The 11,453-nt window shown below is 69.4% G+C and carries 9 protein-coding genes; 5 read left to right on the top strand and 4 right to left on the bottom strand.

What is annotated here, in order from left to right:
• Nucleotides 1–133: 133 nt before the first annotated feature.
• From HFP15_RS33445 to HFP15_RS33435, 3 genes are all read right to left on the bottom strand, one after another.
• Nucleotides 134–1,132 carry a hypothetical protein gene (locus HFP15_RS33445; RefSeq protein WP_168520975.1) on the bottom strand — a complete coding sequence of 333 codons (999 nt, stop codon included), beginning with the start codon at nt 1,130–1,132 and terminating at the stop codon, nt 134–136.
• Nucleotides 1,133–1,206: 74 nt separating this feature from the next.
• Nucleotides 1,207–2,742, bottom strand: a complete 1,536-nt coding sequence (locus tag HFP15_RS33440; RefSeq protein ID WP_168520973.1) for a trypsin-like peptidase domain-containing protein — start codon at nt 2,740–2,742, stop codon at nt 1,207–1,209.
• Nucleotides 2,743–2,756: 14 nt separating this feature from the next.
• On the bottom strand, nt 2,757–3,185 hold the full coding sequence (locus HFP15_RS33435) for a DUF4190 domain-containing protein (protein ID WP_168520972.1): 429 nt from the start codon (nt 3,183–3,185) through the stop codon (nt 2,757–2,759).
• A gap of 208 nt (nt 3,186–3,393) precedes the next feature.
• Between HFP15_RS33435 and HFP15_RS33430 the strand changes: the two genes are divergently transcribed.
• Genes HFP15_RS33430 through narI form a run of 5 tightly spaced genes read left to right on the top strand, consistent with a single transcriptional unit; the run spans nt 3,394 to nt 10,603 of the window.
• The gene (locus tag HFP15_RS33430; protein WP_168520970.1) at nt 3,394–3,867 is read left to right on the top strand and encodes a hemerythrin domain-containing protein; all 474 of its coding nucleotides are present in this window, start codon (nt 3,394–3,396) and stop codon (nt 3,865–3,867) included.
• 57 nt (nt 3,868–3,924) lie between these two features.
• A complete protein-coding gene (locus HFP15_RS33425; RefSeq protein ID WP_168520968.1) occupies nt 3,925–7,596 on the top strand; it encodes a nitrate reductase subunit alpha in 3,672 nt (1,223 codons plus the stop codon).
• Entirely contained in the window at nt 7,597–9,279 is a 1,683-nt protein-coding gene (gene narH, locus HFP15_RS33420) for a nitrate reductase subunit beta (RefSeq protein WP_168520966.1), read from the top strand.
• Entirely contained in the window at nt 9,276–9,878 is a 603-nt protein-coding gene (gene narJ, locus HFP15_RS33415) for a nitrate reductase molybdenum cofactor assembly chaperone (protein WP_168520963.1), read from the top strand. Before narH ends, narJ begins: the two co-directional genes overlap by 4 nt.
• Nucleotides 9,875–10,603, top strand: a complete 729-nt coding sequence (gene narI / locus HFP15_RS33410; protein ID WP_168520961.1) for a respiratory nitrate reductase subunit gamma — start codon at nt 9,875–9,877, stop codon at nt 10,601–10,603. Before narJ ends, narI begins: the two co-directional genes overlap by 4 nt.
• A 338-nt stretch (nt 10,604–10,941) precedes the next feature.
• Here narI and HFP15_RS33405 read toward each other — a convergent pair.
• On the bottom strand, nt 10,942–11,453 hold a 512-nt coding region (locus HFP15_RS33405; protein ID WP_246272265.1), incomplete at its 5' end, for a sensor histidine kinase.

Genomic DNA, 11,453 nt, shown 5'->3' with positions numbered 1-11,453 from the left:
CATCGGGCCACGGTGGGGGGATGAAACGCGCAGACGCCGGCACTCCGTCCACAAGGGACAGGGTGCCGGCGTCCGGGTACTGGTGCGGGCGGGGTCTAGGGGATTCCGCCCATCGCGGCCGGCCGCACGCGCCTCACGATTTGCCCGCCGCGGTGTCCGCGAGCTGTGCCGCTTTGTGGTCGGCGATCCGGGTGAGTGCGTGCTGTGCCGTTCCGAACAGCACGGCCAGCGACACCACCTGCGCGGTGTCGTTGAGCGGGACGTCCGTCGCGACCAGCGCCAGTCCGGCGACCGCGGTGAGCGGCCCCGCGCACAGCTTGAGCAACGCCTGCTGCACCGGCAGCGAGTAGGGGTTGCGCCGGTAGCCGGTGGGCATCGACGCCATCACGGGCAGCGCACTGATGACCGCACCGATCAGGCCCGCCAGTGCGACGAGCGCGAGCAACGGCACGCCGCTGGGAGCGGTGCCCTCGGTGTGGATCAGCACCTGTCCCCGCGGCAGGAGCACGACCTGGGCGGCGAACGCGACGCCCACGGCCAGCAGGCTCACCAGGCTCGCGCCGAGCATGCGGTTGCGGAGGGCCCGGGACTGCCGGTAAAGCATGTCGGAGGCCTCGTGCGTCACGGCCAGTACCGCGATCGTGGCGGCACGCAGTGTGCGTGTGTTGGGCGGCGGGGCGGCGGACGCACGAGCCCGGGTGAGTTCGTCACGCAGGTAGCGCAGCCGTTCGTCGTCGGGTTTGAGGAACTGGGGCGCGTGTTCGAGGGCTTTTCCGGCTTCGCTGATCAGTTCCTCGTCGCCGGTGAGGCCGACCAGCCGTTCCTCGATGTCGTGCAGCAGGCCCCAGGCGGCTTCGATCGGTGTCGCGCTCCACCACAGCCGCATCCGCCGGCCCCACCACACGGGCTCGATCTCGGAGACGGTCGCGGCCAGGATCTCCTTGATCCGCTCGAGTTCGCCCCACGACGTCTCGCTACCCGGCGAGGCGGTGCCCATCCGGTCCGCCTGCCACCACAGGGCCTGCGCGCGCACGTAGATGTCCAGCCATCGGCCGGGCGCGTTCGGCGGCAGCGGCGGGAAACCGGTCCCGCGCGTGGTCCGCACCGGAGACAGGGCCAACCGGACCGTCATCACCGGTACCTTCTTTCCGTTACCGCGCAGCCGGTCTCCCCGCCGCGAGCGGGGAGACCGGACCGGTGGCCTGCTCAGGCCTTCGCCGGTGGCTGCTGCTGTTGTTGTTGTTCCTCAGTCCGGGTGACGGTGAGGAACGGTTGCCCGCATTCGGTGCAGAAGTGCGCCTCGGCGGGATGAGGGCTGCCGCAGTTGGGGCAGTAGCCGAGGTGGCTGACGGCCACCTGTGGCTCGTGCCCGTCGCCGGTCGCCTGATGCTCGGACTCACGCGGCCCGGGCACGGTGGTGACCGGCGGCTCCACCGGCGGCATCGCGGGAGGCGGGCCGAACTGCGGAACGGGACCCGTCGGCGTCGTCCCGGGAAAGGTCCCGGGCTGTCCAGGGGCCGCGTTGCGACGGCGCCTGCTCAGCAGGAGCGGAATGGTGATCGCCGCCGCGATGAGCACCGCCGCGCCGAGGCCGATGCCGCCCCACAGCAGCCAGCCCTTGTTCGAGGCGGCCGGCTCCTCGCCGAAGGCCGCGATCGCCTTCGAGCGGTAGGCCTGCGCCTGAGCCTGGTTGGGTTCCTGGGCCAGGACCTTGTCGAAGTCCGCGGCCGCGGCGTGGTACTTGCCCGCGAAGTACTCGTTCAGCCCCTGGCGGTAGGCCTGGTCGGGCGCGCTCAGCGTGGTCGACACGCCATGGGAGACCAGCATCGACCGCAGGATCCCGGTGTCGGTCATGAAGTTGAACGCCTGCGTCTCCTGGGTCGGGCCGAAGCTGACCGTGCCGAGCACGCGGCCGTCGAGCCCGATCACCGGACCGCCCGACATACCGGGCGTGCTGGCCGCCGACGTTTCGGTGAACGGGACGCCGTTGCGGGTCTGCTTGCTGCTGATCGTGCCGGTCTTGAACGAGGGCTGCAGCTTCGGGTCGACCACCTGGCTCACCGTGCCGGGGTAGCCGGCCGCGATGACTTCGGTCCCGTCCTCCTGAGTCGCGTTCGCCGCGACCTCGATCGCGGGCATCGGCGTGCTCGGCTGCACCTTCAGCAGCGCGACGTCACCGTTGTCGAGCGCCTTGTAGTCCACGACCGACGCCTGCATGGGGGTGGTCACGGTGACGCCCGAGGCGGCGCTGGTCTGGTACACGGCGACAGCGCGGTCCGGGTTGGAGTCCGCGACCTGTCCCTCCACCTTCCAGTTGGTCAGCCCGTAGGTCAGCAGGCTGCTGGCGTCGGAGGAGCTGATCTCGCCCGCCTGAACCCACTCGGCGAGCAGGGTCTGGATCAGCGCGCTCTTGCCGCCCTGGCCGCTCTGGTCGTCGACGCAGTGGCCCGCGGTGACGACGAAGCCCGTGGAGTCGGCCACGAACCCGGAGCAGGACGCCTGCGCGGTGATCTCGGTGGTGCCGTCCGGCTGGGGCAGCAGTTTCCCGGTCTCGTCCCGGACCCAGCCGTGCCAGGTGGTCTCCAGGTACACGAGGCTCGGGGTGAGCACCGCCTCCGCTTTGGTCTGCGGGGTGGCCGCGGGCGGTGCGGCCGCGGCCGGGCCCGTGGCGAAGGCCGCCGTGGCGGCCAGGGCCGCGCCGGCCGTGGCCGCCACGAGTACCCGTCTGGTCTGGTTGGTCATGATGGTTCCCGGCTTCAGTAGAAGACGTAGTACGACGTGTCGTTGGTGACGGCGATCAGCAGCAGGATCAGGGCCAGCGCCGCCGCGACGATGCCCGTGATCAGGCCGGTCATGGCCTGAGCGTTGTTGGTGGCGGTACCGGCCTTGACCTTGCGGATGCCCAGCACGCCGAACACGACCCCGACGACGCCGAGCACGAGGTTCACGAACGGGATCCAGAACAGGGCCACGCCGGTGATGCCGGTGACCATCGCGGTGATGCCGAACCCGTTCTGCGGGCGCTGCTGTTGCTGTGCCGGCGGCGGGTAGCCGTAGCCCGGTGCCGGTGGCTGGGGATACTGCGGCGGTTGCTGGTACTGCGGGTACCCGTACTGCGGCTGTTGCGGTTGCTGCGGTTCGCCCTGCGCCTGCGAGCCCGGACCCGTCTGTGGCAGCTGCGTCATGACGCACTTCCTTCCCAAGGTGGAACAGATACCTGAACATCGCTGTTCGGAACGGAAATGTGCGCTGCCGAAAGTCCTCGTGTGCGAGGTCTGCGGCCCTCGATTCCGGTGAGCACAAAGGACGGAGCGCGACACCCTGACGAAAGTCGCCGCGCGGAGGGTCTTTGGTCCCTTTCGCAATCGCGCTGCGTGCGCGGACTCTGCATTCATGTGTGAGTACTGCGGCTGCCAGGCAGTGACCGCGATCGCGGAGCTGACCGCCGAGCACGACCACGTGGTCGCCCTGATCAGCCGGGTGCGCACCAGCACCGGCGTCGCCCAGATGGCCGAGCTTGCCCGCGAGATCGCCGCGGTGCTCGGGCCGCACACCGTCGTCGAGGAGCAGGGGTTGTTCCCCGCGCTTGCCGGGGAGTTCGCCGAGCACATCGACCGGCTGACCGCTGAGCACCGGCGGATCGAGTCGGTGCTGGACGAGGCGGCCGGTGGTGTACCGGAGGATCCGGACTGGCCCGGCCGCCTGCTCGCGGCGCTGCACGTGCTGCGCGAGCACATTCTCGCCGAGCAGGACGGGGTTTTTCCCGCCGCGCTGGGATTTTTGAGCACCGACGAATGGGCGGCGGTGGACGCGGCACGTGCACGTGCCGGCAGCGCGTTGCCCGAGAAGGCTGCGAGCGGCGGCTGAGGCTGTTAGCGTCGGATTCGGCTTTTCGCGATCAATCGATGGCGGGGGGACAGCGTGATGGCAGGCACGCCTCGAACCACGGGCTTGGACTCACCGCTCGTGGATGCCCTGGTCGGCACCCGGCGGTTCTTCACGCGGGGCGAGGTCTCCGCCGATCGGCGGACGCTGCACCAGATCGGCGGCAGGCAGGCCGACGAGTTCTACCGGGACCGCTGGAGTCACGACAAGGTCGTCCGGTCCACGCACGGGGTGAACTGCACGGGCTCCTGTTCGTGGAAGGTCTACGTCAAGGACGGGATCATCACCTGGGAGGCGCAGCAGACCGACTACCCGTCGGTGGGCCCGGACAGGCCGGAGTACGAGCCGCGCGGATGCCCGCGCGGCGCCGCGTTTTCCTGGTACACCTACTCGCCCACGCGGGTGCGGTATCCCTACGTGCGGGGTGTGCTGCTGGAGATGTACCGCGCGGCGCGGGCGCGCACGGGGGATCCGGTCGCGGCGTGGGCGGAGATCGTGTCCGATCCGGAGCGCGCGCGGCGCTACAAGGCCGCGCGCGGCAAGGGCGGCCTGGTGCGGGCGAGCTGGGACGAGGCGGTGGAGATGATCGCCGCCGCGCACGTGCACACGATCCGGGAGTACGGCCCGGACCGGCTCGCCGGATTCTCGCCGATCCCCGCCATGTCGATGGTCTCGCACGCGGCCGGCGCGCGGTTCTACTCGCTGCTGGGCGGCGCGATGCTGTCCTTCTACGACTGGTACGCGGATCTGCCGGTGGCCTCGCCGCAGGTGTTCGGCGACCAGACCGACGTGCCCGAGTCCGGGGACTGGTGGGACGCCGGGTACCTGATCATGTGGGGCTCCAACCTGCCGGTGACCAGGACCCCGGACGCGCATTGGATGGTGGAGGCGCGCTATCGCGGGCAGAAGGTCGTCGCGGTGTCGCCGGACTACGCGGACAACGTGAAATTCGCCGACGAGTGGCTCGCGGCGCAGCCGGGTACCGACGGCGCGCTGGCGATGGCGATGGGGCACGTCATCCTGACGGAGTTCTTCCTCCGCCGTCAGGTCCCCTACTTCCTCGACTACGTCAAGCACTACACCGACCTGCCCTTTCTGGTGCGCCTCGACCAGGACGGGGACGCCTTCGTGCCGGGCAAGTTCCTCACCGCGGAGGACCTGGGGCAGCAGGTCGAGAACGCGGCGTTCAAGCCGGTGCTGCTGGACGCGGTGACCGGCGAACCCGTGGTGCCCGGTGGTTCGCTCGGATTCCGGTACGGCGAGCAGGGAGCCGGACGGTGGAACCTCGACCTCGGTGGCGTGGACCCGTTGCTGTCCGCGGCCGGCGGGGACGCGGTGGAAATCGAGTTGCCGCGGTTCGACACTCCCGACGGTTCGGCCGTGTCGCTGCGGCGCGGGGTGCCGGTGCGCCGGATCGGCGGGCAGCTGGTGACGACGGTGTTCGATCTGCTGCTGGCCCAGTACGGGGTGCGGCGAGACGGGCTGCCCGGTGTGTGGCCCGCGGGGTACGACGACGCCGCCGAGCCGTACACCCCGGCGTGGCAGGAGCCGATCACCGGGGTCCCCGCGGCCGCCGCGGCCAGGATCGCGCGTGAGTTCGCGGCCAACGCGGAGCAGTCCCGGGGCCGGTCGATGATCATCATGGGCGCGGGCACGAACCACTGGTTCCACTCGGACACGATCTACCGGGCCTTTCTGGCGCTGACGACGCTGACGGGATGCCAGGGAGTCAACGGGGGCGGCTGGGCGCATTACGTCGGTCAGGAGAAGGTGCGCCCGCTGACCGGCTATTCGCTGCTGGCCACGGCGGCCGACTGGCAGCGGCCCGCACGGCAGATGATCCAGACGGCGTACTGGTATCTGCACACCGACCAGTTCCGCTACGACCCGTTCAGCGCGGACGCCTTCGCCACCGGGAAGGGCCCGATGACGGGCAAGAGCACCGCCGACCTGCTCGCCCTGTCCGCCCGGCTGGGCTGGATGCCCTCCTATCCGACCTTCGACCGCAACCCGCTCGATCTCGCCGACGAGGCGGGCGAGACACCGGCCGGGGAGCACGTGGTGTCCGAGCTCCGCGCCGGGAGGCTGCGGTTCGCGGGCGAGGATCCCGACGCCCCGGAGAACTTTCCGCGCGTGCTGACGATCTGGCGGGCGAACCTGCTGGGTTCCTCGGCCAAGGGCAACGAGTACTTCCTCAAACATCTGCTCGGCACCGAATCCTCGGTACGCGCACGCGAGGCCCCGCCCGGCGCGCGGCCGCAGGAGGTCGTGTGGCGGGAGCAGGCGCCGACCGGGAAGCTGGATCTGCTGCTGACACTGGATTTCCGGATGACCAGCACGACCATCTTCTCCGACATCGTGCTGCCCGCCGCCACCTGGTACGAAAAACACGACCTGTCCAGTACGGACATGCATCCCTTCGTGCATTCGTTCAATCCGGCCATCGCGCCGCCGTGGCAGACCCGCACCGACTGGGACGCCTTCCACACCATCGCCCGCGCGTTCAGCAAACTGGCCGAAACGCACCTCGGCGTGCGCAAGGACGTGGTAGCGGCTCCGCTGCTGCACGACACCCCGGACGAGATGGCCACCCCGCACGGACGGGTCGCGGACTGGAAGACCGGGGAGTGTGAGCCGGTTCCGGGCAGGACGATGCCCAAACTCGTGGTGGTGGAGCGCGACTATCCCGCCGTGGCGGCGAAGATGGCCGCACTCGGCCCGCTGGCCGATTCGCTGGGCGCGACCACGAAGGGGGTCACCTTCGAGCTGGGCCAAGGGGTGGAGTACCTGCGCCACAAGAACGGCATCGTCCGAAGTGGACCCGCCGCCGGCCGTCCCGCACTGGTGCGCGATCTGCATGCCTGCGAGGCGATCCTGACGCTGTCGGGCACCACGAACGGGCACCTGGCCACGCAGGGCTTCCACCAGCTCGAGCAGCGCACGGGAACCCGCTTGGCGGATCTGGCGGCCGAGCACGAAGGCAAGCAGATCACCTTCGCCGACACGCAGTCCGCGCCCACGCCCGTCATCACCTCGCCGGAATGGTCGGGCTCGGAGACCGGCGGGCGCCGCTACTCGCCGTTCGTGATCAACGTCGAGCGCCGCAAACCGTGGCACACGCTGACCGGCAGGCAGCATTTCTTCCTCGACCACGACTGGATGGCCGAGCTGGGGGAGACGATGCCGGTGTTCCGCCCGCCGCTGCGCATGGACGAGCTGTTCGGCGAGCCCGGCGTGGGGGAGCGGGGTGAGCTGGGGGTGGCCGTGCGCTACCTGACCCCGCATTCGAAGTGGTCGATCCACTCCGAGTACCAGGACAACCTGTTCATGCTCAGCCTTTCCCGCGGCGGACCCACGATCTGGATGTCCAAAGAGGACGCGAAAAAGATCGGGGTGGCCGACAACGACTGGATCGAGGCGGTCAACCGCAACGGCGTGGTCGTGGCACGTGCCGTGGTGTCGCACCGGATGCCCGAGGGCACCGTGTACATGTACCACGCGCAGGACCGGCTGATCGACGTGCCGCGTGCCGAAACCTCGGGCAAACGCGGCGGGATCCACAACTCGCTGACCCGGCTGCTGATCAAACCGAGCCACCTGATCGGGGCCTACGCCCAGCTGTCGTTCGCATTCAACTACCTCGGCCCGACGGGCAACCAGCGGGACGAGGTGACCGTCATCCGACGCCGCTCCCAGGAGGTGGAGTACTGAATGCGTGTCATGGCTCAGATGGCGATGGTGATGAACCTCGACAAGTGCATCGGCTGCCACACCTGTTCGGTCACCTGCAAGCAGGCCTGGACCAACCGCAGCGGGGTCGAGTACGTCTGGTTCAACAACGTCGAAACCCGTCCCGGGCAAGGCTATCCCCGCTCCTACGAGGACCAGGAACGCTGGCGCGGCGGCTGGACGCTCAACCGGCGCGGCAGGCTCAGCCTCAAGGGCGGAGGGCGGTTGCGCAAACTGCTGACGATCTTCGCGAACCCGAAGATGCCCAGCATCGACGACTACTACGAACCGTGGACCTACGACTACGACACCCTCACCAGCGCTCCCGCGCAGGAGCACACCCCGGTCGCGCGGCCGCGTTCGCTGATCTCCGGTAAGGACACCAAGATCTCCTGGTCGGCGAACTGGGACGACGACCTCGGCGGTGCGCCCGACCACGGGCAGAAGGATCCGCTGCTGCGCGACATCGCGGACAAGGTGCGGTTCGAGTTCGAGCGCACGTTCATGTTCTACCTGCCGCGGATCTGTGAGCACTGCCTGAATCCCTCCTGTGTCGCCTCGTGCCCGTCGGGTGCGTTGTACAAGCGCAGTGAGGACGGGATCGTGCTGGTCGACCAGGACCGCTGCCGCGGTTGGCGGATGTGCGTGACCGGCTGTCCGTACAAGAAGGTGTACTTCAACCACCGCACCGGCAAGGCGGAGAAGTGCACGTTCTGCTTCCCCCGCGTCGAGGTCGGCATTCCTACCGTGTGCGCGGAAACCTGTGTCGGCAGGCTGCGCTACATCGGGCTGATGCTCTACGACGCCGACAAGGTGCTCGACGCGGCGTCCACAGAGGACGAAACCGGGCTGTACGAGGCCCAGCGGCAGGTGTTTCTCGACCCGCACGACCCCGAGGTGATCCGGGAAGCCGAACACGCCGGGATTCCGCGCGACTGGGTCGAGGCCGCCCAGCGTTCCCCGGTGTACGCGTTGATCAACACCTACCGGGTGGCGCTGCCGCTGCATCCGGAGTACCGCACGATGCCGATGGTCTGGTACATCCCGCCGCTGTCGCCGGTGGTGGACGTGGTGCGCGACACCGGGCACGACGCCGAGGACCACGGCAACCTCTTCGCCGCCATCGAGGCGCTGCGCATCCCGGTCGAGTACCTGGCCGAACTGTTCACGGCCGGAGACACCGGGCCGGTCGAGGCCGTGCTGCGCAGGCTTGCCGCGATGCGCTCGTTCATGCGGGACATCAACCTCGGCCGCGAACCCCGCGAGGAGATTCCCGCCAAGGTCGGCATGAGCGGCGAAGCGGTCTACGACATGTACCGGCTGCTCGCGCTGGCCAAGTACGACGAGCGGTACGTGATTCCGCCGGCGCACAGCGAGCAGGCGCACGGCCTGGAGGAACTGGCCACCGAATGCAGCCTCGACTACGACGGCGGCCCCGGCATGGGCGGCTCCGGCCCGTTCGGCGAGGCCTCCGGCGGCGCTCCGCCGCTGGCCGTGGAGAACTACCACGCGCTCCGGCAACGGCAGACCGCCGACACCGTGGCCGCACCCGTGGACAAGGGCAGTCGTGTCAACCTGCTCAACTGGGACGGCAAAGGCAGGCCCGAGGGCCTGTTCCCGCCTCCACGCGAATCCAGCGAGCCCGGCACGGAGCCCAAGCCATGACCGCGGACGAACACGCTCTCGCGTGGCAGGCCCAATCCCTGCTGCTGGACTACCCGGACGAGGAGCTGCTCCACCGGCTTCCGTTGCTGCGCAAGGTCAGCACGGCGGTGCCCGGGCCCGTCGGCCAGCCGCTCGCGACTTTCCTCGAGCACGTGTTGCGCACCCCGCTGATGGACCTGGCCTCGGACTACGTCGAGACCTTCGACCACCGCAAACGTGGCAGCCTCTATCTCACCTACTACACCTACGGCGACACCCGCAAACGCGGCATGGCGCTGCTGCGTTTCACCCACGCCTACCGGGCGGCCGGGCTCGACCTGGCCCCCGGTGAACTGCCCGACCACCTCGCGGTCGTTCTCGAATTCGCCGCCGGGCACCCGGAAGCCGGTTCGCGGCTGATGTGCGAGCACCGTGCCGGGCTCGAACTGCTGCGACTGGGCCTGCGCGAGGCCGGCTCGCCGTGGGCTCGTGTGCTCGACTCGGTCGCGGCGACCCTGCCCCGGCTGCGGGGCCGGGAGGAGGACGCGCTCGCCCGGCTCATCGCCGAGGGGCCACCGGAGGAAGAGGTCGGACTCGAACCGTTCGGAGGACTGCGATGACCATTGTGGACGCTCTGCTGTGGGTCGCCGTGCCGTACGTGTCCATCGCGATCTTCATCCTCGGCCATGTCTGGCGTTACCGCTACGACAAGTTCGGCTGGACCACGCGGTCCTCGCAACTGTACGAGAGCAGGCTGCTGCGCCTGGGCAGCCCGCTGTTCCACTTCGGCATCCTCGTCGTCGCACTGGGGCACGTGGGCGGGCTGCTCATCCCGCAGTCGTGGACCAACGCCATCGGCATCAGCGAAACCGCCTACCACGTCGGTGCCGTGGTGCTCGGCACCATCTCCGGGGTGTGCACGCTGTGCGGCGCCGCGCTGCTGATCTACCGGCGCCGCACCGTGGGCCCGGTGTTCTCCGCCACCACCCGCAACGACAAGATCATGTACGTGCTGCTGATCGGCACGATCGTGCTCGGCCTCGGCACCACCGTGCTCGGCAACCTCACCGGCCACCCGCACAACTACCGCGAAACCGTCGCACCGTGGTTCCGCTCGATCTTCTACTTCGATCCGGCGACGGCGCTGATCAAGGCCGCGCCCTGGGGCTTCCAGGCACATGTCCTCGCCGCCTGGGTGCTGTTCGCGTTCTGGCCGTTCAGCAGGCTGGTGCACGTGTTCTCGATGCCGCTGGGCTATCTCACGCGCCCCTACATCGTCTACCGCAGCCGCGACACCCAGCTCGGGGCGCGGGCACCCCGGCGCGGGTGGGAGCGGGTGCCCTGAGCGGAACCCGGCGGCGATGACGAACGTGGGACTTCGGTCCCCGCGGTCCGGGGCCTTCGGGCTCCTGCCCCGAGGCGTGCTCCACCGTAGCGTCGAAGACGTCCGGCCCCGGCCCGATGAAAGGGAACATGTCTTGTCTGCTTCCACTTCCACCCACCGCGACAGTCGCGTCACGGCTTCCCGGACCAGCCACGGCGTCGAGGACACGCCGATGACGGCATCGAATGCCGGCTGGTGGCTGCCGGAGGAGCCCACTCGCGCCGGGAACGACGCCCACTTCACCCCCGCCGCTCTCGGCATGTGACCCGGACGCCGTCCCAGACGCGCCGGCCGCGAGCTCACGGCAGGGGCGCGCTCCAGGTCAGCCGGGTGCCGCCGGTGTCGCGGCGGGCGAGGTCGAGCTGGCCGCCTGTTTCGTGGGCGCGTTCGGTGAGGTTGTGCAGTCCGCTTGTGGCGACGGTGTCGGGGATGCCGATGCCGTCGTCGGTGACGTCGATGATCAGGTCGTCGTCGATGGAGACCGTGACGGTGATGGTCTTGGCGTGGGCGTGGCGCACCGCGTTGGACATGGCTTCGCGCAGGACGGCTTCGGCGTGTTCGGCTAGGTCGTCGGGTACGACGCCGACGGGGCCGGAGATCCGGACGGTGGTGCGGATGTCGGTGGTGTCGGTGAGTTCGGCGACGATGTCGTGCAGGCGTTTGCGGAGCTGACCGGTGCCCGCCATCCCGCCGTGCAGGTCGAAGATGGCGGTGCGGATGTCGCCGATGATGCCCTGGGCCTCGTTGATCATGTCGCCCAGCCGGTCGCGGATCTGCGGATTGCGGGCGCGGGTCATGGTGCTTTGGAGGT

Source organism: Amycolatopsis acididurans, assembly GCF_012328925.1.
In the GTDB taxonomy this organism is placed as follows: Bacteria; Actinomycetota; Actinomycetes; order Mycobacteriales; family Pseudonocardiaceae; genus Amycolatopsis_E; species Amycolatopsis_E acididurans.
Note: the sequence above shows the minus strand (reverse complement) of the source record. Positions and strands in the feature narration are given on the sequence as shown.